Source organism: Amycolatopsis iheyensis (assembly GCF_024703995.1).
Classification (GTDB): Bacteria; Actinomycetota; Actinomycetes; order Mycobacteriales; family Pseudonocardiaceae; genus Amycolatopsis; species Amycolatopsis iheyensis.
Genome location: NZ_JAMXQV010000030.1, coordinates 92,379 through 117,211 on the forward strand (window position 1 = coordinate 92,379; position 24,833 = coordinate 117,211).

The window sequence follows — 24,833 nt, forward strand, 5'->3', positions numbered from 1 at the left end:
GCCAGTCCGGCTGGAGCCGTGTAGCGCCACTCGCCGCGAGGCGACCCCCGTACCGGCCTCGAACTCCCGCTTCCGCTCGCAGGTCTCCCCCCAGCCTTCGCCGAGCGGAAGCGGGCCTTTTCGTCAGTGGGGCTTCGCGGTTCCCTTGGTGCCACGGATGAGCCAGGTACCCGCGAAGGCGAGCACCCCGATCACCCCGGCCACGATGAAGGCCGACCGCAGCCCGGAAGCGTCCGGGCCGGTGGCGGCCGTGTCGGCGCTGCCCAGCGTCGCCACGCTGATGAACACCGCCGTGCCCAGTGCGCCGGCCATCTGCTGCAGCGTCGACAGGATCGCGCTGCCGTGCGAGTACAGGTGCTCCGGCAGCGCCCCGAGCGACTCGGTGAACAGCGGCGTCATCATCAGGCCGAGCCCCGCCATCAACAGGACGTGGATCCCGATCACCGCGATGAGCGGCGAGGTCGGCCCCAGCGTCGTGAACAGCCACAGCGACACCGCCATCGCGCCCGCGCCCGGGATGACCAGCGGGCGCGCGCCCACCCGGTCGAACAGCGCACCCACCGGGCGGCCCAGCAGCCCCAGCACCAGCCCGCCCGGCAGCACCGCCAGGCCGCTGACGAACGTGCTCGTGTGCAGCACCGTCTGCAGGTACAGCGGCAGCAGGATCGCCGCCGCGCCGATCAGGCAGACGAACAGCAACGCCGTCAGCACCAGCGCGAGCACGAAACTCCGGTGCGTGAACGGGCGCAGGTCGAGCAAGGCGCGGTCCCGGCGCTGCAGCCGCAGCTGACGCCAGGTGAAGACCGCCAGCGAGACGACCCCGATCGTGATCGACAGCCACGGCGGCAGCGGCGGCTGGGCGCCGGCGGCTTCACCGGTCGACGACAGCCCGAACAGCACCCCGCCGAAGCCGATCGCCGAGAGCAGCACCGACGGCACGTCCAGCGGCACCCGCCGCTGCTCGCTGTCCAGGCGCAGCCGCACCGCGCCGATCACCAGCGCCGCCACCGACAACGGCAGCACGATCCCGAACATCCACCGCCAGCCCAGTGACGTGAGCACCGCGCCGCCGATCGTCGGCCCGATCGCCGGCGCCACCGCGATCACGATCGTGATCGTGCCCATCGTCGCGCCGCGACGCTCCGGCGGCACCAAGCGCATCACCGTCGTCATCAGCAACGGCAGCATCACGGCCGTGCCGCACGCCTGCACCACCCGCCCGGCCATCAGCAGCCCGAACCCGGGCGCGACCGCGCACAGCAAGGTGCCGACGCTGAACGCCGAGAGCGAGAAGAGGAACACCTGCCGCGGCGTGAATCGCTCCAGCAGGAACCCGGTCGTCGGGATGACCACGGCCATCGTCAGCAGGAACCCGCTGGTCAGCCACTGCACGGTCGTCGTCGGCACCCGCAGGTCGACGGTCAGGTCGCGCAGCGCGACGCTCAGGATCGTCTCGTTGAGGATCATCACGAACGCCGACAGCACGAGAACCCCGATGAGGAGCCCCGAGCGCACCGGGGGGCGAGCCGGGCCGGCGGGCGGGGAGGACACGGTTTCGGTCATCGGAGCTTTCCTGGTCGGGGGCGCGCGGGCCCGGCGAAGACCGAGGCAGCGGCGCGCTGTCCCTCGCAGTCTGCCCGTTTCGGCCCCTTCGTGTCACGGCGGTTTCCGCGGTGCGCCCGGTCACACCGGACCCCCCGAAAACCGCTCGCGGGCGTCCGATATGCTTCTCCCCGTTGAGAAGTTCCGCAGCGCGCGATTAGCTCAGCGGGAGAGCGCTTCCCTGACACGGAAGAGGTCACTGGTTCAATCCCAGTATCGCGCACCACGAGAGTCCACCCTCCGGACTTCGTGGCAGTACCACAGCAAGGGCGATTAGCTCAGGGGGAGAGCGCTTCGTTCACACCGAAGAGGTCACTGGTTCGATCCCAGTATCGCCCACGAGATTCGCTGAAAGAGCCCCTGTCCGCGGACAGGGGCTCTTTCGTTTTCGGGAAAGCCGGGCCCCGGGTTCGTCCTTTTCGGACTGCTCACAGCAGGCGGCGCTGGATCACGTCCGCCAGCACCGCGTTGACCACGCCTGCCAGTTCGTCGTCCGCCGGCCGAGTGCCTCGACGGCGGCCGGCGAAGAGCAGGTGGGCGCCGCCGATCAGGGACAGGGCCAGGGAATCCGCGTCCGCGTCCGCCGCGATGCGGCCCTGAGCGCGCTCGGCCCTCAGGTAACCCGCCACCATGGCGCGAGCTTCCACCAAAAGGGGTAAGCCACCACCCGGACGGTGCAGGCGCTTGCGCAGCTCGTCCCGGAAGAACAGCAGGCTCACCAAAGCCACCGACACCGGGTCGAACAGCTCCGTGAGCGTGTCCACCAGGTGTTCGGGGACCGTTCGGGTGCCGGCCGCGGCGTGCAGCAACGCTTCCTGGTCGCGCAGGCGGGCGATGCGGTCGTGCACCAGCTCCGCCAGGAACGCGTCGAAGTCCGCGAAGTGGCGGTGCAGCACGCCCTTCGCGACGTCGGCCTCCGCTGTGACCGCGCGGCTGGTCAGCGCGTCCGGACCGTCGCGGAGCAGCACGCGCTCGGCGGCGTGGAACAGCTGCTGGCGCACATCGCGCAGGTGAACCCCGGTCGGCATGCCCCCATTCTCCGGTACGCCGAAGGCGCACGCCCACACGGTGGCCCGAGTGGGCGACTGCCCACTATAGTGGGCGCATGCCCACTCAACCTCATGAAGCCCGCAAGATGGCCGAATCCTTCGGGGTCGACGCCGAACGCTACGACCGCGCCCGGCCCGCGTACCCCGCCGAACTGGTGAACCACGTCCTCGCCGCGGCGCCCGGCGCCGACTTCCTCGACGTCGGCTGCGGCACCGGCATCGAGGCGCGGCAGTTCCGCGACGCCGGCGCCCGGGTGCTCGGCGTCGACCCCGATCCGCGGATGGCCGCCTTCGCGCGGGGGAGCGGGATCGACGTCGAGGTGGCGACGTTCGAGGACTGGGACCCGGCCGGGCGCGTGTTCGACGCCGTCGTCGCCGGGCAGGCCTGGCACTGGGTGGATCCGGTCGCCGGTCCGGCCAAGGCGGCGGGGCTGTTGCGGCCCGGCGGGGTGCTCGCGCTGTTCGCGCACGTGTTCCAGCCGCCGGCCGAGGTGGCCGGTGCGCTGGCCGAGGCGTACCGGCGGGTGCTGCCCGGTTCGCCGATGGCGGGAGAGTCGAGAAGTGCTGCCGAACTCTACGAAGTGATGTTCAGCCGGTTCGCCGACGGGATCCGCGAGGCGGGCCGGTTCGGCGAGCCCGACCGGCGCCGGTTCGACTGGGAGAAGCCGTACACGCGTGACGAATGGCTCGACCTCCTGCCCACGACGGGCGGCCTGACGCGGCTCGGGCCGGACGCGCTGGCGGACGTGCTCGCCGGCGTGGGCGCGGCCATCGACGCGATCGGCGGCCGCTTCACGATGGCGTACACGACGTTGGCGGTGATCGCGGCGAAGGCTTGACAAAAAAAGTTGTCGGTGAGACCTTGGGGCAAGCAAGAACACCTTCGGCCCGACCTCCGGGAGTCCCCATGTCTTTCCAGGCCTACCTCGACAACGCGGAGAAGCAGACCGGCATCACCCCGCGCGCCTTCGTCGACCTCGCGGCCGGCAAGAACCTCACGAAGCACGGCGAGATCATCACGTGGCTCAAGACCGACCACGGCTTGGGCCATGGCCACGCGACGGCGATCGCGCGGCTGATCACGAAGGGCCCGGAGTTCGTGGCCCAGAACCACACGGACGGCGTGCTGCACCTCGACGGCCTGGCCGCCCGGACGTGATGCGGGCGGCCGCCGCCGGAGATGTCGAAGGTGTGGCCGGTGATCCATCGGCCGCACGGCGAGGAACTCGGCTGGCCGCGCGGGTGTGATGCGGGGCGGCCGCCGCCGGTGCTCCACCAGCCGGCCGGTCCCGCTGGCCGCCCAGGCGTGGCGCAGCCGGCCGCCGCCGGTGCTCCAGTGGCCGCCCGGTCCTGCCGGCCGCGCGGGTGTGATGCGGGAGGCCGGCCGCCGCCGGTGCTCCACCAGCCGGCCGGTCCCGCTGGCCGCCCAGGCGTGGCGCGGCCGGCCGCCCGGTCCCGCTGGCCGCCCGGGCGGGTGTGGGAGGCCGGCCGTGGCTCATGCGGTCGGGCCGGGGTGGGTCCTACCGGTGTTATCGCGGGTGTGACCGGAGGTCCACCGGCCGCCCGGGCGCGCCCCGGGCGGCCGCCGCCGGTCACGCGATCGGACCGAGGTAAGTACCCCCCGAAACGTCGAGCGCGCGCCCGGTGATCCACCGCCCGCCCGGCCCGGCGAGGAACCCGACCACCTCGGCGACATCCTCCGGCTCGCCGATCCGGCCGAGCGCGGTCATCGCGGTGAGGCCGGCCGCGGCCTCCGGGATGGCCAGCAGGGGCTCGGTCAGGTCGGTCCGGATCGGCCCGGGCGCGACGGTGTTCACGGTGATCCCGCGGTGGCCGAGCTCGTTCGCCAGCGTCGGCGCGAGTGCCTCGACCGCGGCTTTGCTGACCGTGTAAGCGATCTGGCTCTGCACCGCGATCCGCGAAGCCATCGAACCGACGGTGACGACCCGGCCGCCGTCGTTCAGCGCCGGCAGCAGCCGCTGGATCAGCAGCATCGGCGTCTTGACGTTGATGGCCAGCAGCCGGTCCAGCTCGGCTTCGGTGACCTCGCCGATCGTGCTGTGCGAGCCGATGCCCGCGTTGTTCACCAGGATGTCGAGCCCACCGAACGCCGACGTGACAGCGTCGGCGAGCTGCTCGACCGCGCCGGCTTCGCCGAAGCGGGCGCACACGGCGAAGGCGCGGCCGCCGGCGTCCTCGATCATGGCGACGGTTTCCTTGGCGGCGACCTCGTTGCCGCCGTGGTGCACGGCGACGGTGGCCCCGTCGGCGGCCAGGCGCCGGGCGATCGCCCGGCCGATTCCGCGCGAAGCCCCCGTCACCAAAGCGTTCCTCGTCATCTCCGGCTCCTCCGGTTCGTGGCCGGGCCGTGGTGACCCGGCGACGACCGAAGGTTTCCGTCCGCCGCTGACCGCCCGCGCACCGAACGCGAACCGGCCGCCGGCGGCCCGGTCAGCGGCTCGCCGCCGCCGCGGGTTCCGGCTCGGTGGGCGCCGACGTCGCCGCGGACCGCCGAGGCAGGAACGCCGCCACCGCCAACGCGATGATCGCCGCGGCCGAGCCCATGCCCAGCACCAGCCGGAAGCCGTCCCGCGACGGCAACGCCACCGGTCCGAACTGGACGGTCAGCCGGGCCAGGATCAGGCCCGCCGTCGCGCTCGAGACCGACGTGCCGATCGAGCGCATCAGCGTGTTGAGGCTGTTCGCCGCCGCGGTCTCGGACACCGGCACGGCGCCCATCACCAGCGAGGGCATCGCGCCGTAGGCGAGCCCGATGCCGGCGCCGATGATGCTCGAGACCAGCACCAGGTGCCAGGTCGCGCTCATCAGCACGACGCCGAGGGCGTACCCGGCGGCGACGACCACCGCACCGCACATCAGCGTCGTCTTGGGACCGCGGGTGGCCGTGATGCGTGCCGACACCGGTGCCAGCGCCATCATCACCAGCCCCGACGGCGCCATCACCAGGCCCACCACCAGCATCGACTTCCCGAGGCCGTAGCCGGTGGCGGCTGGCAGCTGCAGCAGCTGCGGGAGCACCAGGGACATCGCGAACATCGCGAAGCCGAAGACCGCCGACGCGATGTTCGTCAGCAGCACCTGGCGCCGCGCGCTGGTGCGCAGGTCGACCAGCGGCCGCGGCGTGCGCAGCTCCCACCGGCCCCACAGCAGCAGGACGACGAGCGCCGCGGCGAACAGGCCCAGCGTCGCCGCGCTGCCCCAGCCCCAGTCGGCGCCCTTCGAAATCGCCAGCAGCAGGCACACGAGCGCGATCGACAACCCGGCCGCGCCGAGGACGTCGAACCGGCCGCCGGTGCGCAGCGGCGACTCGGGCACCAGCGCGACGACGAGCGCGGTGACGACCAGGCCGAGCCCGGCCGCGGTCCAGAACAGCACGTGCCAGTCGGCGTTTTCGGCCAGCAGTGCTGCCGCGGGCAGGCCCAGCGCGCCGCCGACGCCGAGCGACGCGCTCATCATCGCCGTCGCCGAACCGAGGCGTTCCGCCGGCAGCTCGTCACGCATGATGCTGATCCCGAGCGGGATCACGCCGGCGGCCAGGCCCTGCAGGGTCCGGCCGGCGACCATCGGCACGAGGCTGTCGGACAGCGCGCCGATCGCGGAGCCGACGACGAGTGCGCCGAGGCTGACGAGCAGCATCCGCCGCTTGCCGTACATGTCGCCGAGCCGGCCCATGGTCGGCGTCGCGACCGCGCCCGCGAGCAGCGTGGCGGTGATCGCCCACGTCGCGTCGGCGGCGGAGGCGTGCAGCAGCCCGGGCAGGGCGGGGATCAGCGGGATGACCAGCGTCTGCATCAGCGAGACGGTGATACCCGCGAGGGCGAGGACCGCGACGACGAGGTTCGCGCGTCTCGCGGGCGTGGCTGGGTCGGGCACGAGCGGTCCTCCGTGGGGATGTCCGAATTAAATCAGTCGCTTGACTTAGCTTAGCAGTCTTCGGTTGACTGATCACGAACTGACGGCCACCGCGGAGGAACGATGACGAGCACCGCCGAGATCCCCGAGTTCCCGATGACCCGCGCCGCGGGCTGCCCGTTCGACCCGCCGCCCGCCGCCCGCGCGCTGCAGGAACAGGCGCCACTGGCCCGGGTCCGGCTGTGGGACGGCAGCACGCCGTGGCTTGTGACGCGTTACGTCGAGCAACGCGCGCTGCTGGCCGATCCGCGGGTCAGCGCCGACATCGCGCGCCCCGGCTACCCGAGCCCGGCGCCGCTGCCGAAGGGCGGCACCGGCATCAGCTTCATCCTGATGGACAACCCCGAGCACGCGCGGCTGCGCAAGATGGTGACCGCGCCGTTCACGATCCGGCGGGTGGCCGCGATGCGCCCGGCGGTGCAGCAGATCGTCGACGACCAGCTCGACCGGCTGCTGGCCGGCCCGAACCCGGTCGACCTCGTCGAGGCGTTCGCGTTGCCGGTGCCGTCACTGGTGATCTGCGAGCTGCTCGGCGTGCCGTACGCCGACCACGACTTCTTCCAGGAGAACAGCAAGGTCATCATCCGCCGCGACGCGAAGCCGGAGGAGCGGGCGGCCGGGCACCGGGCCCTGGTCGGCTACCTCGACGCGCTGCTGGGGGAGAAGCTCGAGTCCCCGGCCGACGACCTGTTGTCCGGCCTCGCGACCCGGGTGCACGCGGGCGAGCTGTCCCGGCTCGAGGCGGCGCAGATGGGCGTGCTGCTGCTCATCGCCGGCCACGAGACGACGGCGAACATGATCGCGCTGGGCACGTTGGCGCTGCTGGAGCACCCGGACCAGCTCGCGCTGCTGCGGGAGAGCGACGACCCGGCCCTGGTCGCGTCGGCGGTGGAAGAGCTGTTGCGCTACCTCAACATCACCCACAACGGCCGCCGCCGCCTGGCGCTGGAGGACATCGAGATCGCGGGCGTGACGATCCGCGCGGGCGAGGGCCTGATCCTGGCCAACGACATCGCCAACCGCGACCCCGCGGTCTTCCCGGACGGCGACCGCCTGGACCTGAGCCGCGACTCGCGCCGGCACGTCGCGTTCGGCTTCGGGGTGCACCAATGCCTCGGGCAGCCACTTGCGCGGCTCGAACTCCAGGTCGTCTACAGCACGCTGTACCGGCGGATCCCGACGCTGGCGCTGGCCACGGACGTCGAGCAGGTGCCGTTCAAGCACGACGGCTCGGTGTACGGGGTCTACGAGCTGCCGGTCACCTGGTGAAGCGGCGCGTCAGACGCTCCGCAGCACCGACACGACCACGCCCAGGATCGCCGCCCGGTCGCCGTCGATGACCTGGTACGCCGGGTTCCGCGGCTCCAGGTACACGTGCCCGTCGCGGCGGCGGTAGACCTTCACCGTCGCCTCTTCGTCGATCATCGCCGCCACGATCTGGCCCGAGTGGGCCTCGTTCTGCTGCTTGACCACCACGATGTCGCCGTCGCAGATGGCCGCGTCGATCATCGAGTCGCCGCGGACGCGCAGGCCGAACACCGTGCCGCGGCCGGTGAGGTCGCGGGGGAGCTTGAGGACGTCGTCGACGTGCTCGACCGCCGAGATCGGCGTGCCCGCCGCGATGTCGCCGACCACGGGGACCGGGACCGAGTCGCGGTCTTCCCGCGCTTCGCTGCCCTGAAGGAACGCGCGCACGTCCATCGGGCGCGACACCGTGGCGCCGCGGCGCAGGAAACCCTTGTCCTCCAGGCTCGCCAGGTGCTTCGACACCGACGACGTCGACTGCAGGCCGACGGCCTCGCCGATGTCCCGGGTGCTGGGGGAGTAGCCGTACCGGACCACCCAGTCGCGGATCGCCACGAGGATCTTCTGCTGCCGCTCCGGCAGGGCCGAGGGGTCGAGGTGCTCGAACGTGTCGTCGTAGGTGGTCACCGGCGCAATCCTAGAGGCACGGAGTCCGCGCGCCGCCGCCCGGTCGCCCCGGCGAGTCCCGCTGACCGGAACATCGGGTGACGGTTGGCGTCTTACCAACATGAGCCAGGACTTTGCCATCTGTTGACCTAGGTCTCGATTCGACGTATGGTCTAGACCACAATTTTCCTTCGCTCGAACCCCTTCCCGGCGCGGGCGGACCTCCCAGCGAGGCCCGGACCGCGACTTCGCCGTACCCGGCGACGGGACCGAGCCTGTCCCCGAAGGAGCTGCTATGAAACGCAAACTGGTCGCGGTCGCGGCGGGTGCCCTCCTGGCCCCGGTGCTGGTGGTCGTCAACCCCGCCGGCATCGCGAGCGCGCACGGCTACGTCAACGCCCCGGCGAGCCGCCAGGCGCAGTGCGCCCAGGGCACCGTGTCCTGCGGCGACATCAAGTACGAGCCCCAGAGCGTCGAGGGCCCGAAGGGCCTGAAGTCCTGCAACGGCGGGAACGCGCAGTTCGCCGAGCTGAACGACAACGGCAAGGGCTGGAAGGCGTCCCCGGTCGGCACGACGGCGACGTTCACCTGGACCTTCACCGCCCGCCACCGCACGACGAACTACGAGTACTGGATCGGCGGCAGCAAGGTCGCGGACATCAGCGGCAACAACCAGCAGCCGCCGGAAACCGTTTCGCACCAGGTGAACCTGAGTGGCCACACGGGACGCCAGACGGTGCTGGCGATCTGGAACATCGCGGACACGTCGAACGCCTTCTACTCCTGCATCGACGTGCAGGTGGGCTGAACCCCTCCCCGCCCGGGGGCGCGCGGCCCCCGGGCGGGGAGAGTCCTATCGTGGGCGGGGTGGACTTCGACGCCGGGCTGAGCCGCCGAGCGCGGGCGTTCGTCGCCGGCCACGGCGTGCGGCTCCCCGTGCCGTCGCTCGAGCCGATGCGCGCGCGGTGGCTGCGCGACGGCATCCCGGCCGAGCAGATCGACCGGGCCGAGGCGTTCCACGAGCGCTGGGGCGGCCTCTGCCTGCCGCCATCGCCTTGCTACGACGGCGGCCCGCGCACCTTCCACGCCGACTTCCCCGAGTGGCGGCCGGGCGCCGGCTGGCTCTTCGACGCCGGGACGACCCGCACGGCGCTGCCCTACGGCTTCGCGATCGGGCCCGCCGGGGAGTTCGGCCTCGACGGCAACGAGTGGTCGCCGCTGCACGCGAGCGTCGAAGGCTGGGTCGAATCCCTCGCGCTCGCCGCCCACGCGACGCGGTGGGCGAGCCGGACGACCCGGCTCACCGGCGACGCGGCCGAAGACTTCTCCCTCGACGGATGCGTTCAGATCCCCGAGGTCGCGGGCCTCGCGGACACCTGGTGGCGCGGCGACGGCACCCTCGTCGCGGTCCACCGGGGCGAAGCGCGGGCCTGCGCGTTCCCGCCGTACCGCACCACCCTCGTCCACTCGGGACTCGCCGACCGCGACCTGGCCGGTCTCGGCTGAGCGCCGAAGCGGTGTGGAAGCCGGAGCGAAGCCCGGGGTCCTAACGTCGGCGCGTGCCGACGTCCTCCACTGTGGTCCGACCGCTCGGCTCGCCCGCGCCCTCGGCCACGAGGAGGACCTCGCCGTGCCCGTCCGGTTCCGCCTGCTCGGGGACATCGAAGCCGACGTCGACGGCGTGCCCGTCGAGCTCGGCCACGCACGGCAGCGCGGGGTGCTGGCCGCGCTGCTCGCCGACGCCAACAAGCCCGTGTCGGCCGACCAGCTCACCGACCGCGTGTGGGCCGACCGGGCGCCGCTGCGGGCGCACCGCTGCCTGGCCAGCTACCTGTCGCGGCTCCGGCGGAGCCTGGCCGCCGCCGAGGACGTCGTCATCGCGCACGGGCCCGGCGGGTACGTCATCCGGGTGGCCGCCGACGCGATCGACCTGCACCGCTTCCGCGCGCTGGTCGCCGACGCCCGGGCCGACCAGGCGCTGGCGCGCTTCGACGAAGCGCTGGAGCTGTGGCGCGGCGACGCCTTCGCGGGCGCCGACACGCCGTGGGGCGAAACGATGCGGGAGACGCTCGCCGCCGAGCGGGCCGCGGCCGAGCTCGACCGCACCGACCTCGCCCTGCGGCTGGGCCGGCACAACACGGTGCTGGCCGGGATCGCCGCCCGCGCCGCGGCGAGCCCGCTCGACGAACGCGTCGCCGGCCAGCTCGTGCTCGCGCTCTACCGCGCGGGGCGGCAGGCCGACGCGCTGGAGCACTACGAACGGACCCGGCGGCGGCTCGCCGACGAGTTCGGCGCGGATCCCGGCCACGCCCTGCGCGAGCTGCACCGGAAGATCCTCACCGCGGATCCCGGCCTTGAGTCGCCGCCGGTGACCGCGCCGCCGCGGGGCACGGTGCCGCGACAGCTCCCGGCCGCCCCGCGCCGGCTCGTCGGCCGCGATCGCGAAGCGGCCGCGGTGACCCACGCGCTCACCGAGCCGGGCGGCACCGTGCCCGTCTGCGCGATCGGCGGCCCGGCCGGGGTCGGCAAGACGGCGCTCGCGCTGCGCTGGGCGCACGACCACCTCGACCGCTTCCCCGACGGGCAGGTGCACGTCGACCTGCGCGGCTTCGATCCCTCGGGCACGCCGATGCCGGCGGAAACCGCGGTGCGCCGGCTGCTCGGCGCGCTGGGGGCCGACCCGGCGGCGCTGCCCGCGGACGAAGACGGGCTCGTCGCGCTCTACCGCAGCCTGGTGGCGGGGAAGCGGCTGCTCGTCGTGCTGGACAACGCGCGGGACGCCGCCCAGGTGGCGCCGCTGCTGCCGGGCAGCGGGACGTGCGCGGTGCTCGTGACCAGCCGCCACCGGCTGACGGGCCTCGGTGTGCGGGGCGCCGCGCTGGTCGAGCTGGACGTGCTGACCGAAGCCGCCGCGCGGGACCTGCTGGCCGGCGCCCTCGGCCCGGAGCGCGTCGACGGCGAGCCCGGCGCGGTCGAGCGCCTGGTGCGCTGGTGTGCCGGGCTGCCGCTGGCCCTCGGCATCGTGGCCGCCCGCGCCGCCGCCCGGCCCGGGTTCCCGCTGGAGGTGCTGGCCGAGGAGTGCCACGACGCGTCGGCGCGGCTGGACGCGCTCGACGCGGGCGAGCTCAACGCCAACCTGCGCGCGGTGTTCTCGTGGTCCTGCACCGCCCTCGACCCCGTCGCGGCCGAGGCGTTCCGCTTGCTCGGCGTGGCGCCCGGCCCGGACCTGGGCCTGACCGCCGCGGCGGCGCTGACCGGGCTCGACGCCCCGCGGGTCCGCTCGGTGCTGCGGTGCCTGGTCGACGCGAACCTGCTGCAGGAGCCGGTGCCCGGCCGGTACCGGATGCACGACCTGCTGCGGCTGTACGCCACCGAGCTCGCCGGCGACGACGTCCGCGCCACTGGACTGCGCCGGCTCACGGACTGCCAGCTGCACACCGCCCGCGCCGCGGCCCGCCTGCTGCGCCCGGAGCACCCGGTCATCGAGCTGGCCCCCGCGGCCGGCGCCGTCGTCCCCGGGTTCGCGGACCGGGCGGCGGCCACGGCCTGGTTCGACGTCGAACACGCCGGGCTGCTCGCGCTGCTCGACGCGGCCGCGGCGCGGGGCGGGCACCGTACGGTGTGGCAGCTGGCCTGGTTCCTCAGCGCCTACCACGCCGGCCGCGGCCTGCTGGTCGAAGACCTGACCGCCTGGCAGGCCGGGGTCGCCGCGGCCCGCGAGCTGCGCGATCCGGCGGCCCTCGCCGTGGCCCACCTGCAGGCCGGGACGGCGTGCGCGCGGGTGGACCGGCACGTGGCCGCGGTGGGTCACCTGCACCAGGCGCTGGACCTGGCCGGGGCCGCCCCCGACGTCCTCGCCGACGTCCACCGCACCCTCGGCTGGGTGTGGACGCAGCGCGGGGAGCACGAGCGCGCGCTGCCGCACGCCCGCCGGTCGCTGGAGCTCTACCGCGCGGACGCCAACGCGATGCGCGAAGCCGACGCGCTCAACTCGGTCGGCTGGCTGCAGGCGCGGCTGGGGGAGCTGCCGGGAGCGGCCGACACCTGCGAACGGGCGCTGGCCCTGTGCCGCCGGCTCGGCCACCGCCGGGCCGAAGCGCAGACCCTGCACAGCCTCGGGTTCATCGCGCAGCGGCTGGGCCGGCCCGCGGAGGCGCTGGGCCGCTACGAGGACGCGCTCGACGTCGTGCGCGCGACCCGCGACGTCTACGACGAGGCGGTCATCCAGCTGAACCTGGGGGAGGTGTACGCGGAGCTCGGCCGGCTCCGCGAGGCCCGCCGCGCGTGGGAGGAGGCGGAGCAGCTCGGCGTGACGCAGCACCGGGCGGTCCTGGCCGAAACCGCCCGCCGCCGGTTGGCGGGAGCACGGATCCCGGCCGGCCGCTGACCGGGACGCACCCCGGCCCACCGGGCGATTGCACCGGCGCGCAACCGCCCCGCAGCTTCCGGCCCCTACGGTCGCCACCGCCCGATCGGATCGGTTCCCGGCTTCGGGAACGGTGAGGAGGAGATGTGCGAAAGATGATCTCGGTGGCCTTGACCACCGCGGCCGTGGGAACGGCGCTGACGTTCGCGGCCTCGCCCGCGTTCGCCGTCGGCAGCTGTGCCAGCGGCAACTTCTGCCTGTTCGAGAACAACGACTTCAACCGGGGCAACACCAACCACTGGCTCGACCTCCGGGCGGACGACTACGACCTGCGCAACAACTACTGGTACGACGGCAACGGAAACCAGACCGACGACAGCATCGACAACGAGACCAGCTCGGTGAAGAACCGCATCGGCTGCAACGTGATGCTGTACCAGGACGTCGGCGGCACCGGCGCCAAGACGAAGTCGATCAGCAACACCGACGACGGGTTCCTGGCGAACAACGCCATCGGCGACAACCGGCTCAGCGCCGTGGACATCTGCACCAAGGACTGACGTGTCCGGCCGGTGGTGCCCGTCCCCCGCCGGGCACCACCGGCGTCTCCTGGAGGTCGTGTGTTCAAGAAGGTCCTGGCCGCCGCCCTGGTCCTGCTCACGCTGAGCGCGTGCGGGACCGAACCGGTCGCGCCCCCGCTGCCCGCCGAGCGGCTCGCGTTGCCGTTCGACCGCTACCGGCCGGACTTCGCGCAGCAGTCGGAAATCACGCGGGCCCGCACCACGCTGGTCCGGGCCTGCCTGCACGGCGTCGTCGAACTGCCGGCGCAGGACGCGGCGCCCGGCGTCCTCGACCGCTCCCCGAACCTGCGCCGCTACGGCGTGATCGACGAAGCGTCCGCCACCGGCTACGGATACCACTTTCCCCGTACCCAAGCCGAAAAGGACGGGCAGACCGAACGCCTCCGCTGGTCGGCCGGTCTCACCGACGCCCAGCAGGCGACCCTGGCACACTGCACGGACCAGGCCGAAACGACGCTGACGAAGGTCGACGACGGTTTCCTCACCGACGCGGACTTCCGCTCCTTGCGGACCGCGCAGGCGGACCCTCGGGTCGGCGCGGCCTTCGCGGCGTGGCGGGCGTGCATGGCGGAGCAGGGCTACAGCTACCAAGACCCGCCCGCGGCGATCTCGGACCGGCGCTGGAACCTCGACTCGGCCCTGATCCCGGACGCGGAAAAGGAAACGGCCCTCGCGGACGTCCGCTGCAAGGCCGAGGTCCACCTGGTCGAAACCTGGCACGACGTCGACGCGGCGGTGCAAGAAGCCCGGATCCGCCAGGACGCGGCCCGCTTCGACCGGCTGGCCACGGCGGTGCGGACCCAGCTGGCCGCGGCCCGGCGCGTCCTCGGCTCGTCCTGACGCGATCAGCCGCTCGGCCGCGGTGAGAAAATCCGTACGGTGGGGGCATGGACGCCGAAACCGTGCTCACCACCACCCGATCGGTCCGCCGCAAGCTCGACCTCGAGCGCGAAGTGCCCGGAGCCGTCCTCGCCGACTGCGTCCGCGTCGCCCAGCAGGCGCCGGTCGCGGGCAACATGGCCGGGCAGCTCCGGTGGCTCCTCGTCCGCGACGCCGGCTTGAAGAGCAAGATCGCCGAGTACACCCGCGAAACCGCCGAGGCGGCGTGGGCGCGGTTCGGTCACCTCATCGAGGAACGCACCCTGGTCTCGACCCAGCACCTGGTCCGCAACCTCGCGCGCGTGCCCGTCCTGGCGATCCCGTGCATGCTCACCCGCCCGCCGGGCGACGAGTTCGGGCAGTCCGCGTACTTCGGCTCCGCCTACCCGGCGATCTGGAGCTTCCAGCTGGCGTTGCGCGCCCGCGGCCTCGGCAGCTCGATCTGCGGCTACCCCCTGCGCGACCACGAAGCGGAGGTCGCGGCCGTGCTCGGCATCCCCGAGGACGTCATGCCGGTGACCCTGCTGGCGGTCGCGTACACCACCCAGCCCGACTTCCGGGCGGCGGCGCGCCCGGCCGCGGAAGACGTCACGTACTTCGACACCTGGGGAAACGGCGAGGCCGCAGGGTAGGGACCTGGACTTCCCGCTAAAGCCCGGTCGCCGGGTGGGCGCGGATCCGTTCGGCCAGCTCCCGGGCTTCGCGGGAGTTGCGGTAGGGCGGGCTGTCCAGCGTCGCGCACATGTCGGACAGGCGCGTGGCCAGGTGGGCGACGCCGGCGGTGTCGGACGTGCTGATCACCGGGTCGAGCGCGGCGTCGGCGGCGTCCAGCTCCCGCATGGCCAGGTACCCGTCGGTCATCTCCAGCCGGGTGGACGCTTCACCGCCGTAGCGGCGGGTGCGCTCGGCGTCCGTCGCGTACAGGCGGAGCGCGCGTTCGGCGGCGTCGATCGCCAGCACCGGCCGGCCCACCTGGACCCAGGCGCCGGCGTTGCAGAAGAACTGCCGTGCCTCGTCGAACCCGAACTCGCCGCCGACGACGTCGTGCAGCTCGTCGAGCTCGGTGGTGTGCTCGCGCGCGTGGTGTCCCAGGCCGATCACGTTCCGGGTCTCGCGGACGTCGCCGAGGTGGGCCCAGGCCCGGCTTTCGATGTTGCACAGCCGCACGAACCCGGTGCCGTGCTTGAGGTGTTCGCGACCGGCTCGCGCCAGGTCCGCCGCCTCCCGCGGGTTCCCGGACCAGAACGCGATGAGCGCCTGGGTGCCGCGCAGCCACGCCTTGAGTCCACTGTGGCCGATGATCTCGGCGTAGACCCAGGCGGCGCGCGACTGTTCGGCGGCGGCGCTGTAACAGCCCAGCTCCATGCTGGCGTTCGCCAGCAGCCCGCACGTCTGGCCGGCGAGCAGGTACAGGTGCGACTGCTGGGCCGGGTGGGCGCGCCGCCCCAGCAGCCGGAAGACGCGGTCGCGCACGCGGACGAGCTCGCCGAAGACCTCGGCGGGCGGGGTGCGGATGGCGGCGCGCGCGAGCTCGACGACGTCGTGGTCCAGCTGCTCGAGCGTGATCGCGCCGACCTCGGTCACTTCGGCGAGCTCGGCGTGCGCGCCGGACGCGTGGGCGGCGGCGCGGACCGCGGCGGGGCTGAGCCGTCCGGGTTCCGGCGGCGGGGGAGCGGTGTCCTGTTCGGCCGGCGGCAGCTGGTCGAGCACGAGCCGCTCGGACTCGGGCAGCAGCGGCCGCTCGTCGTCGCCGACCAAGGCGCTGGGCACGGTCCCGTAAACCCGGGCGAGCAGGGCGAGGACGTGCACGGTGGGGCGGATGCCCCGCTGCGGCCACGCCTCGTATTCGCTGATCCGCTTGCCGGTCATCGGCGCCCGGCCGTCGCCGAGCAGGTCGTTGCAGCGCGCCGCGACCGCCGTCTGGGACAGACCGTGGGTGTAGCGCCAGGCCTGGCGCGGGTTGAACTGCCAGCGGCCGGACATCTCGGCCGCGATCCGGGCCGGGCCGCAGCCGGCGGCGAGCAGCTCGTGACGCAGCCGCTCCCGCTCGGGCTTGCTCCCGGGTTTCGACCTGCTGGTTCCCATGACGCCGCTCCGAGACCGAATAAGGGATGCACCCCACCGCCGACGGTCGGTCACCGTAGCGCATCACCGCCTTTCGCCACAGCACCCGGAAATTCCGGGGAAAACTCCCACCCGGCGGGAATCCCGCCGGCCGCGTCGATCGGGAATGCTGGTCCGCCGCACCGAGCCAAGTGGAGGATCCGTGCTTCGCGACACCGCTGGTACCCACCCGGGGCGGCGGTCATGACCGTGCGCTGGGTCGAAAACACCCGCCCCCGCGAGACACCGCCCGACGGCGTCCGGTCGGCGCGGACCACGCGCGCCCGCGCGGCCGAACCGGCGGGCCCACCCGCCCGGCGGGCCGCGGACGAGCGGGACCGCCGGTGAGTGCCCTCGAGGAGGCGCTGCACGCGCTCATGACCCGCGGGTTCCGGTTCCAGCACATCGCCGACGAACACGGCGAGCTGGCGATCATCGTCGGCACCTACGGCTGGCCGGGGTTCGCCGACCGGATCGAGATCCACGGCGAGCACGAGGCCTCGGCGGCGCGCACGCGGACCGATCCGGTCGAGGAGCCGGTGTGGCGCCGGGACGGCGACACGCTGTCGGTGATCGCCGCCCTGCTCGCCCTGTCACCGCCGCGCCGCGACGCGGGAGTCAGTGCGGCGAGACGAGGTCCGCGGCCCGCAGCGTCGACGACGAAGCCGGCCTCGTGGCCCGCGAGATGACGAAGACCTCGACGCCGAGCCCGACCGCGACAGCGTCCTCCTCCAGCGAGCGCATCGACCGCTACCGCCGGCCCGCCCGGCGTTCCACACCGCTGTCCTATCAGCGGAGGGTGAGGACGGCCAGCGCACCCGCCCCCGCGAGCACGCAGTAGAGCGCGAACGGCGTCAGCGTCCGGGTGTGGAAGTAGCGGGTGAGGAACCGGACGGCCAGGTAGGCGCTGACGAACGAGGCGAGGCTGCCGACCAGGACCTGGCCGTGGATGCCGGCGCCGAGCGGCCCGAACAGGTCGGGGATCTTGAGCACGCCGGCGGCGAGGATCACCGGGGTCGCGAGCAGGAAGGAGAAGCGGGCGGCGTCCTCGTGCGACAGCCCGCGCAGCAACCCGGCGACCATCGTCACCCCGGACCGGCTGATGCCGGGCAGTAGCGCGAGCACCTGGGCGCTGCCGATGAGGACGCCGCGGCCGAAGGACATGCGCGACAGCCGTTCGTCGGCGGCGACGTCGGTGGCGCTCGCGGCGCCCGGCGCGTCGACGGCCGTCACCGCCCGGCGGCGCAACAGTTCCCCGCCGTAGAGGACGACGCCGTTGGCGATCAGGAACGCCGCGGCCGGGAGCGGCTTGCCGAGCGTGGTGCGGAACAGGTGCTCCAGCAGCAGCCCGCTCACCCCGACCGGGATGGTCGCGAGCACGATCAGCCAGGCCAGCCGCTCGCCGGACGTCCGCACCCGGCGGTGGCGGATCGAGCTGAAGAACCCGCCGGTGATCCGCACCCAGTCGCGCCGGAAGAACAGCAGCAGCGCGGCGGCGGTCGCCACGTGCAGGCCGACGATGAACGCCAGGTAGGGCGATTCGGGCGTCGACACGCTGAGGTCCCGCGCCCACTTCCCGCCGACGACCGCCGGGAGCAGCACGGAGTGCCCCAGGCTGGACACCGGGAACAGCTCGGTGACGCCTTGGAAGGCCCCCACGACGATGGCTTCGAAGTAGTCCAGCATGACGCCTTCCCGGTGTCTCTACGGTGCTGTGGATGTTGATCCCCGGCCCGGGTGCTGACCCGGGCCGGGGGACGGGCTAGGCGGCCTGGCCGACGGCGGCGGGCGTGGGCAGCCCGAGCAGAATCCGGTACTGCGCCTCGAAAGCGGCCAACGCGCCGGCGAGGTCGTGGCCGGCGACGATGGCCCGCGACGCCTCACCCATGCGCGCCCGCGCGTCCGGGTCCGCGGCCAGCTCGGCGATCCACCGCGAGATCGTGGTGACCGCGCCCGGTGCGAACAGGTAGCCGTTTTCGCCGTGGTGGACCAGGTGCGGCAGCGCGAGCGCGTCGGCGGCGACGACCGGGAGGCCCGCGGCCATGGCCTCCATGGTCGCGAGACTCTGCAGCTCGGCGGTGCCCGGCATGCAGAAGACGTCGGCCTCCGCGTACCGGCGCACGAGGTCGGCGTCGGAGACGAACCCGTGGAAGGCCACCCGGCCGGCGATCCCCAGCTCGGCGGCGAGGTCTTCGAGGTCCTGGCGGCGGGTGCCGTCGCCGACGAGGTCCGCGCGGACGTGCGGCAGCGGGGTGAGGGAGCGCAACAGCTGGTCGACGTTCTTCTCCGCGTCGAGGCGCCCGACGAACAGGACCGACACCGGCCGGTCGGCGGGGCGGGCCGGACCGGCGTAGTGGGCGAGGTCGATGCCGCACGAGATGACCTGGGCCGGCCGGCCGAGCCCGATCCCGGCGAGGACTTCGGCCGCGCGCGGGGTCGGCGTGGTGACGATCCGGGCGTCGCGGTAGACGCGGACCAGGTCCCGCCAGGCCCAGCGGGCGAGCGCGGCCTTCACGCGGCGGGGGAACGGGGTGTAGCCGAGCAGGTTGTCCGGCATGAAGTGGTTGGTGGCCATGCCCGGGATGTCGCGCCGGGCGGCGGTTTCGAGCAGCGCACGGCCGACGCCGAAGTGGGCTTGGACGTGGACGACCTCGGGGCGGACCCGGTCCAGGACCTCGTCGAGCGCCGCCCGCGCGCCGCCGGGGGTGCAGAACCGGTAGTCGCCGTGGAACGGGATCGCGCGTGAGCGGAGGCGGTGGATCGTGTAGCCGTCGTGCTGTTCGGTGCGGGCGGGGCCGGTGTCGGAGGGGCAGACGACGTGGACGTCGTGGCCGCGGCCGGCGAGTCCCCGGGCCAGGCGTGCGGCGAAGAACGCGGCACCGTTGATGTCGGGCGGGAACGTGTCGGCGCCGATCAGGACGCGAAGACCGGTCGGGTGCACGGGGTTCTCCTCGGATTGCGGGTGGGTGTGCGAAACGGCACCGGCGAGCACGCGCACGCCGGCGAGCGCGACGACCGCGGCGAGCGCGGCGGCGGGCTGGGGGACTTCGCCGTAGGCCAGGGCGGCAACGGCGACGGCGGTGAGGGGATCGAGCACGGTGGTCGTGCCGACGACGACGGCCGTCGGACCGGCGGCATAGGCCCGGTGCAGGAGCACGCCACCGGCGCCGAGCAGCAGGAGGGCTTGGCCGCCGAGCAGGACCGCGCTGGGCAACGGCTGCGACGCGGCGGCGTGCACAACCGACGAGCCGAGTCCGAAGAGGACGGCCGACGCCGCGGCGAGGGCGGCACACCCGGCCCGGGCGAACCAGGCGAGCCCCGCGACCACGAACCCGGCGACGGCAACCCCTTCGGCGGTCCCCGCGCCGATCGCGGCGGCCGGTGCGGCGGAAGCGGCGAACACCACGAACCCGGCCACACCGGCGACCACGAGCGCGACCGCGGTCACCACCCGGCGACCGCGGGCTCGCCGTCCGAAGAGGACGGTCAGGACCAGGCTGAACACACCCAGCGGCTGGACAACGGGCAGCGGAGCCAGCGAGAGGGCGACGAGGTGCAGCAGACTCCCGCCGACGGCCAGCGCGGTCCCGGCCCACCAGCCGGGGGAGCGCAGCAACCGGGCTAGGGCAAGCACGCCGCGCGTTCCTTGGACGGCGAGGTCGGTGACTTCGGCGTGCTGCCGGGTCGCGGCCACGGCGAACAACACGGCGGCGAGCAGCGCGCACACGACGGCGATGGGGGTCATGGGGTGGCCTTCGGTGGGGTGGGCTGTGGTTGGTGGGCGGCTGGTCGTGGGGCGGGTGGCGCGGTCGCGACGGTGCGGGTGGATTCCGGTGGGGTGGGCTGTGGTTGGTGGGCGGCTGGTCGTGGGGGGAGCGGCGCGGTCGCGACGGTGCGGGTGGATTCCGGTGGGGTGGGCTGTGGTTGGTGGGCGGCTGGTCGTGGGGGGAGCGGCGCGGTCGCGACGGTGCGGGTGGATTCCGGTGGGGTGGACTGTGGGGTGTGGGCGGCCGGTCGCGGGGCGGGCGCCGCGATGGCGATGGCGGTCATCGGGTGGCCTCCGAGGGGGTGAGCCGTGGGGCGCGGGCGGCCCGCCGCAAGGCGAGCGGCACGATGGCGATGGCGGTCATCGGGCGGCCTTCGAAGGGGCGGACCGTGGAGCGCGGGGTGAGCGGCGCGCGTGCGATGGCGGTCATTGGACGGCCGCCGAGAGGGCGGGCCGCGGTCGGCCCGTCGCGGGGGCGAGTGCCACGATGGCGAGCGCGGTCATCGGGCGGCCTCCGAAGGGGCGAGCAGCGAAGCGCGAGCCGCCCGCCGCAAGGCGAGCGCCATCGTCGCGACGATCAAGAACTCAGCCAACAACGCGAAGCGTTCGAGCAACCCGGCCGGAAGCCAGCCGACCACCTGCGCCGCACCGAACGCCGCCGCCGTCACCACTCCGGCGATCGCGCCGCGCCGGAGGGCCGGGGCCGCAGCACGCCAGCGGGGCTCGGCCCGCAGCCGGGCACTCAACGTCCACGCCGCGAGCGGCAGGCTGGCGAACAGCACCGCTCCGCCGAATCGGTGAATCTCACCGGACACCGTCGGGTCCGCGGCGCTGAAGTTGCTGCGAAAGCACAGCACCACGACCAATCCCGCCGCCCAGAGCAGGAACAGCGTGCTCACCAGCGGACCGTGCGGCAGGGCGGCGAGCTGGGCGGCGACCGCCAGCGCGGCCGCGGCGACGAGCAGCAGGAGGATGGCGACGGTGAACAACAGCCGGCCGCCGCGGTGCCAGGCGTAGTCGCTCACCGGGTCGCGCCAGGGACTGACGTGGCCGGCCAGCCCGAAGCTCAGCCCGGCGATGATCGCCTGCGCGACGGCCGCCATGACCAGCGTGAGCGTCGCGAAGCGCGCGGTCCGTGGAGTCACCCCTCAGACGTTCTCGCCCGTCCATGAGAGTTCGATGAAGATCGCGCTGAGTTTCCTTAAGAAGCGATCAGCGGCAGGACGAGGTCGAACCGGGCGCCGCCGCCGTCGGCCCGGGCGGCCGACGCGTGCCCGCCGTGCTGGCTGACGACCTGGTCGACGATCGCCAGCCCGAGCCCCGATCCGGGCAGCGCACGGGCCGCGTCGGCGCGGTAGAACCGCTCGAACACGTGCGGCAGGTCCGCCTCGGGGATGCCCGGGCCTTCGTCGTCGACGCGGACCCGGACCGTCCTGTCCTCGAGCGCCATGCCCACCCGCACCCGGCCACCGGCCGGCGACCACTTCGCCGCGTTGTCGAGCACGTTCAGCACCGCCCGCTCGAGGGCCGCCGGGCGTGCGAGCACCTCGCCGCCGGCCAGTTCGGCGTCGAAGGTGACGTTCGGCCACCGCGACCGGGTGCGTTCGACCGCCGCGGTGACGACGTCGGCCAGCGCGACGGGCTCTTCGGCTTCGCTCGGCCGTTCGCCGGTGGACAGGTCGACCAGCTCGCCGATCAGCGCCGTCAGCTCGACGGCCTGGGTGTCGAGGTCGGCCAGCAACCGGGACCGGTCGTCGGCCGACAGCTGCCGCTCGGGGTTGGCGTCGGCGTGGATCAGCAGCTCGATGTTGTTGCGCAGGCTCGTCAACGGCGTCCGTAGCTCGTGCCCGGCGTCTTCGACCAGCCGTCGCTGCTCGTCGCGCGAGCGGCTCAGCGCGCCGAGCATCGCGTTGAACGACGTCGCGAGCCGGCCGATCTCGCCCGACGCGGTGACGTCGATCGCCGCCGACAGCTCCTGGGTCCGGGCGACGTTCTCGGCCGCCGAAGTGAGGTTGTCGACCGGCTGGAGCGCCGAGCGGGCGATCGCCCGGCCGACCACCGTCGCGCCGAGCACCCCGGCGGCGGACACCACGAGCAGCCAGAAGCCCAGCCGGCCCAAGCTGTCCTCGACGTCTTCGGAGTCCTGGGCGACCTGGACCGTGCCTCCGTCGGGCCGCGCGGCCGACCACATGCGGAACCGGTCCCCGTCGCGGTGGACGTTGGACGCCCGGCTGGTCGAGAACGGCGCCTCCGGCGGCGGGGGCGGCAGCTCCGGGATCGCGCCCGCGGTCGTGACGGCGCCGGCGGCCGAGCGGAACTGGACGGTGAGGCCGTTGTTCCGGTCGGGCCCGGGCTTGGTGGAGCGCAGGGTCGACAGGGCGTCCTCCGGCGAGGAGGCTTTCGCGGCGAGCTGCGCGTAGGACTGCAGCCGGGCGTCGAACTGGTCGTAGAGGTCGGCCCGGGTGATGCCCCACGAGATCGCCGAGACGGTCACCACGGCGAGCGCGACCGCGGTGGCCACCAGGACGCCGAGCCGTGCCCGCAGGGACAGCTTCTTCCAGCGGGGCCGTTTCACAGAGGGTCCTCGCGCAGCACGTACCCGACGCCCCGCACGGTGTGCAGCAACCGCGGCTCGCCGTCGGCTTCCAGCTTGCGGCGCAGGTAGCTGACGTAGACGTCGAGGCCGTTGGAAGCGGATCCGAAGTCGTAGCCCCACACGTGGTCGAACATCGCGGTGCGGGTCAGCACGATGCGGGGGTGGCGCAGGAACGTCTCGAGCATCGCGAACTCGGTGCGGGTCAGGTGCAGGGCGCGGTCGCCGCGGAACACTTCGCGGGTCGCGGGGTCGAGGGCCACGTCGGCGAACCGCAGCGCCGCGGGGGCGGGTGGTGCCGGCGGGACGTTGTACTCGGTGCGCCGCAGCAGCGCGCGGACCCGGGCCAGCAGCTCCTGCAACGCGAACGGCTTGACCAGGTAGTCGTCGGCTCCCGCGTCGAGCCCGGCCACCCGGTCGGTGACGGCGGTGCGCGCGGTCAGCATGAGCACCGGCACGGTGTTGCCTTCCGCGCGCAGCACCCGGCACACCTCGAGGCCGCCGAGCACCGGCATGGTGACGTCGAGCAGCACGCCGTCGGGGTGCTCGTCGCGGATCACCGCGAGCCCGGCGGCGCCGTCGCCGGCGATGGAGACGGTGTAGCCCTCGAACCGCAGGGTGCGTGACAGCGAGTCCTGCACGGCGGTTTCGTCGTCGACGATCACCAGGTGCACCCGGCGTCCCTCCGTTCGGTTCGCGATGACACACGGTAACTGTAGTTGAGGTTCGCGCGCGGGAGCCGAACTCTCATCGAAGATTAACGTTCGCCGCCGATTTCCGCGGTTAGCCTCGGAAGAAGTGCTTCCGGAGCGAAAGAGGAAACGATGAGCGAGAACGCGCCGGGTACCACGGTGCCCGAAGGGATCCGTTGCTCGGATGCGGAACGTGAGCAGATCCGGGCCGCTCTCTACGCCGCGGCCGGCGAAGGCCGGCTGACGATGGACGAGGTCGAAGATCGCCTCGGCCGGCTCGAGCAGGTCCGCTTCCGGCACGAACTGGCCGCGCTGACCGCCGATCTGCCCGCGCCGGAGCCGAGCGCGCCCCAGGGGTGGCGCCAGATCCTGGCCGCGGCGGGCGCCGCGCTGGCGGCCGACGTCGCGGTCCTGCGCGGCCGGGTACCCGAGCCGAGGCCGGGCCGCCGCCGGCTGCTGGTGCTCCTGACCGTCCTCATCGGACTGGCGCTCACGGCGGCGATCATCGCGGGTGCCGTGCACGGCTTCGGGGCGGACGGGTTCGAAGGCCACGAGCTGGGCGCGATCGACCACGGCCACGGCTGACGGTCTTCCCACCGCCTGAGCCGCCGCCGGGGGTCCAGTGCCCGGCCGCGCACGGGTGTGCGTGCCGGCGCCGTGCATCCTGCTGCACCGCCGGAAGTGGCACTCGTATCCTGGGCCCCATGTCTCCGGGAGGTAGTGCTGTGCGGGTGTGCCGCGGGTTGGTGCTGGGCTGTGTCGTCGCGGCGCTGGTGTCCGCGTGTGCTGCGCCTTCCACCGGGGAGGCGCCGTCGGCCACGCCACCCGCGCCGAGCTCCACCCAGCCGGCCGCGTCCGCCGGGACGAACCCCGACCCGGCGAAGTTCGCGCCCCAGGTCGTCGCGCGGTCGCGGGAGGCCGGTGTCGACGCGCAGCTCGTGCTGGCCATCCTCTACAACGAGGACTACAAGCCCCACGACCCGGAGCTCGAGCGCTCGTGGCAGAAGCTCAAGCCGGACGCGGCGTTCGGCGTGGCGAACATGCACCGCGCGACGTTCGAGCAAACCCGGCGCGGGCGGCCGTTCGCGGGCCGGAACTGGCAGGAGCTGCCGGACGACCCGGACCTGGCCATCCAGGCCGAGGCCTGGTACCTGCACGACCTGGCCAAGCAGCTGCCCGCGAAGCACGCCGGCAAGTACACGACCGACGAGCTGCTGGCACTGGGCTACAACGCCGGGCCGGGCAACATGAAGGCCTTCGCCCGGGGGACCGCGCCGGGCACGCAGGCCCAGTCCTACTTGGACAAGCTGCGCGCGAACTGGGCGAAGGCCGGCGCCGCGGTCAAGAACTGACCGCCG

24 protein-coding genes and 2 tRNA genes are annotated in these 24,833 nt (G+C 73.5%); 15 read left to right on the forward strand and 11 right to left on the reverse strand.

Annotated elements, in window-relative coordinates:
* Window positions 1-123 precede the first annotated feature (123 nt).
* Window positions 124-1,563 carry a DHA2 family efflux MFS transporter permease subunit gene (locus M8542_RS40725; protein ID WP_257925731.1) on the reverse strand — a complete coding sequence of 480 codons (1,440 nt, stop codon included), beginning with the start codon at window positions 1,561-1,563 and terminating at the stop codon, window positions 124-126.
* Between the two features lie 190 nt (window positions 1,564-1,753).
* Here M8542_RS40725 and M8542_RS40730 point away from each other — a divergent pair.
* Together M8542_RS40730 and M8542_RS40735 are read left to right on the forward strand one after the other, a co-directional pair.
* Window positions 1,754-1,828, forward strand: a tRNA-Val gene (locus M8542_RS40730).
* A gap of 41 nt (window positions 1,829-1,869) precedes the next feature.
* Window positions 1,870-1,941, forward strand: a tRNA-Val gene (locus M8542_RS40735).
* 89 nt (window positions 1,942-2,030) lie between these two features.
* On the opposite strand, the gene M8542_RS40740 is transcribed toward M8542_RS40735, so the two are convergent.
* Window positions 2,031-2,630, reverse strand: coding sequence for a TetR/AcrR family transcriptional regulator (locus M8542_RS40740; RefSeq protein WP_257925732.1), 600 nt, complete (start codon window positions 2,628-2,630; stop codon window positions 2,031-2,033).
* Between the two features lie 77 nt (window positions 2,631-2,707).
* Between M8542_RS40740 and M8542_RS40745 the strand changes: the two genes are divergently transcribed.
* Together M8542_RS40745 and M8542_RS40750 are read left to right on the forward strand one after the other, a co-directional pair.
* Entirely contained in the window at window positions 2,708-3,490 is a 783-nt protein-coding gene (locus M8542_RS40745) for a class I SAM-dependent methyltransferase (protein ID WP_372508728.1), read from the forward strand.
* Window positions 3,491-3,558: 68 nt separating this feature from the next.
* On the forward strand, window positions 3,559-3,810 hold the full coding sequence (locus tag M8542_RS40750) for a DUF4287 domain-containing protein (protein ID WP_257925733.1): 252 nt from the start codon (window positions 3,559-3,561) through the stop codon (window positions 3,808-3,810).
* Between the two features lie 433 nt (window positions 3,811-4,243).
* Here the strand turns inward: M8542_RS40750 and M8542_RS40755 are convergent, their stop codons facing one another.
* A complete protein-coding gene (locus tag M8542_RS40755; protein ID WP_257925734.1) occupies window positions 4,244-4,990 on the reverse strand; it encodes an SDR family oxidoreductase in 747 nt (248 codons plus the stop codon).
* Between the two features lie 112 nt (window positions 4,991-5,102).
* Window positions 5,103-6,464 carry an MFS transporter gene (locus tag M8542_RS40760; RefSeq protein WP_372508731.1) on the reverse strand — a complete coding sequence of 454 codons (1,362 nt, stop codon included), beginning with the start codon at window positions 6,462-6,464 and terminating at the stop codon, window positions 5,103-5,105.
* 183 nt (window positions 6,465-6,647) lie between these two features.
* Here M8542_RS40760 and M8542_RS40765 point away from each other — a divergent pair, with 183 nt between their 5' ends.
* Window positions 6,648-7,853 carry a cytochrome P450 gene (locus M8542_RS40765; protein WP_257925736.1) on the forward strand — a complete coding sequence of 402 codons (1,206 nt, stop codon included), beginning with the start codon at window positions 6,648-6,650 and terminating at the stop codon, window positions 7,851-7,853.
* 9 nt (window positions 7,854-7,862) lie between these two features.
* On the opposite strand, the gene lexA is transcribed toward M8542_RS40765, so the two are convergent.
* Entirely contained in the window at window positions 7,863-8,516 is a 654-nt protein-coding gene (gene lexA / locus M8542_RS40770; RefSeq protein ID WP_257925737.1) for a transcriptional repressor LexA, read from the reverse strand.
* Between the two features lie 274 nt (window positions 8,517-8,790).
* Between lexA and M8542_RS40775 the strand changes: the two genes are divergently transcribed.
* From M8542_RS40775 to M8542_RS40800, 6 genes are all read left to right on the forward strand, one after another.
* Window positions 8,791-9,303 carry a lytic polysaccharide monooxygenase auxiliary activity family 9 protein gene (locus M8542_RS40775; RefSeq protein WP_257925738.1) on the forward strand — a complete coding sequence of 171 codons (513 nt, stop codon included), beginning with the start codon at window positions 8,791-8,793 and terminating at the stop codon, window positions 9,301-9,303.
* Between the two features lie 59 nt (window positions 9,304-9,362).
* Window positions 9,363-10,001: a hypothetical protein gene (locus M8542_RS40780; RefSeq protein ID WP_257925739.1), complete on the forward strand. Its 639-nt coding sequence runs from the start codon at window positions 9,363-9,365 to the stop codon at window positions 9,999-10,001.
* A 124-nt stretch (window positions 10,002-10,125) separates the two neighbouring features.
* Window positions 10,126-12,882, forward strand: a complete 2,757-nt coding sequence (locus tag M8542_RS40785; protein WP_257925740.1) for an AfsR/SARP family transcriptional regulator — start codon at window positions 10,126-10,128, stop codon at window positions 12,880-12,882.
* A gap of 134 nt (window positions 12,883-13,016) precedes the next feature.
* Complete coding sequence (locus tag M8542_RS40790; protein WP_257925767.1) at window positions 13,017-13,421, forward strand: peptidase inhibitor family I36 protein; 405 nt, start codon at window positions 13,017-13,019, stop codon at window positions 13,419-13,421.
* Window positions 13,422-13,481: 60 nt separating this feature from the next.
* Entirely contained in the window at window positions 13,482-14,282 is an 801-nt protein-coding gene (locus M8542_RS40795; RefSeq protein WP_257925741.1) for a hypothetical protein, read from the forward strand.
* 47 nt (window positions 14,283-14,329) lie between these two features.
* Entirely contained in the window at window positions 14,330-14,953 is a 624-nt protein-coding gene (locus M8542_RS40800) for a nitroreductase family protein (RefSeq protein WP_257925742.1), read from the forward strand.
* A 16-nt stretch (window positions 14,954-14,969) separates the two neighbouring features.
* Here the strand turns inward: M8542_RS40800 and M8542_RS40805 are convergent, their stop codons facing one another.
* Window positions 14,970-16,406 (reverse strand): NsdA family TPR-like regulatory protein, encoded by a 1,437-nt coding sequence (locus M8542_RS40805; protein WP_257925743.1) that lies wholly within the window; start codon window positions 16,404-16,406, stop codon window positions 14,970-14,972.
* A 222-nt stretch (window positions 16,407-16,628) separates the two neighbouring features.
* Here M8542_RS40805 and M8542_RS40810 point away from each other — a divergent pair, with 222 nt between their 5' ends.
* On the forward strand, window positions 16,629-16,772 hold the full coding sequence (locus M8542_RS40810; RefSeq protein WP_257925744.1) for a hypothetical protein: 144 nt from the start codon (window positions 16,629-16,631) through the stop codon (window positions 16,770-16,772).
* On the forward strand, window positions 16,769-17,113 hold the full coding sequence (locus M8542_RS40815; RefSeq protein ID WP_257925745.1) for a hypothetical protein: 345 nt from the start codon (window positions 16,769-16,771) through the stop codon (window positions 17,111-17,113). Before M8542_RS40810 ends, M8542_RS40815 begins: the two co-directional genes overlap by 4 nt.
* 100 nt (window positions 17,114-17,213) lie before the next feature.
* On the opposite strand, the gene M8542_RS40820 is transcribed toward M8542_RS40815, so the two are convergent.
* The 5 genes from M8542_RS40820 to M8542_RS40840 form a co-directional block, all read right to left on the reverse strand.
* The gene (locus M8542_RS40820) at window positions 17,214-18,110 is read right to left on the reverse strand and encodes an undecaprenyl-diphosphate phosphatase (RefSeq protein ID WP_257925746.1); all 897 of its coding nucleotides are present in this window, start codon (window positions 18,108-18,110) and stop codon (window positions 17,214-17,216) included.
* Window positions 18,111-18,186: 76 nt separating this feature from the next.
* Window positions 18,187-20,169: a glycosyltransferase gene (locus M8542_RS40825; protein ID WP_257925747.1), complete on the reverse strand. Its 1,983-nt coding sequence runs from the start codon at window positions 20,167-20,169 to the stop codon at window positions 18,187-18,189.
* 521 nt (window positions 20,170-20,690) lie between these two features.
* Window positions 20,691-21,335, reverse strand: coding sequence for a DUF998 domain-containing protein (locus tag M8542_RS40830; protein ID WP_257925748.1), 645 nt, complete (start codon window positions 21,333-21,335; stop codon window positions 20,691-20,693).
* Between the two features lie 56 nt (window positions 21,336-21,391).
* On the reverse strand, window positions 21,392-22,765 hold the full coding sequence (locus M8542_RS40835) for a sensor histidine kinase (RefSeq protein WP_257925749.1): 1,374 nt from the start codon (window positions 22,763-22,765) through the stop codon (window positions 21,392-21,394).
* Entirely contained in the window at window positions 22,762-23,457 is a 696-nt protein-coding gene (locus M8542_RS40840) for a response regulator transcription factor (RefSeq protein ID WP_257925750.1), read from the reverse strand. Before M8542_RS40840 ends, M8542_RS40835 begins: the two co-directional genes overlap by 4 nt.
* 150 nt (window positions 23,458-23,607) lie before the next feature.
* Between M8542_RS40840 and M8542_RS40845 the strand changes: the two genes are divergently transcribed.
* Complete coding sequence (locus tag M8542_RS40845) at window positions 23,608-24,060, forward strand: DUF1707 SHOCT-like domain-containing protein (RefSeq protein ID WP_257925751.1); 453 nt, start codon at window positions 23,608-23,610, stop codon at window positions 24,058-24,060.
* Window positions 24,061-24,179: 119 nt separating this feature from the next.
* Complete coding sequence (locus M8542_RS40850) at window positions 24,180-24,827, forward strand: transglycosylase SLT domain-containing protein (protein WP_257925752.1); 648 nt, start codon at window positions 24,180-24,182, stop codon at window positions 24,825-24,827.
* The last annotated feature ends 6 nt before the right edge of the window (window positions 24,828-24,833 follow it).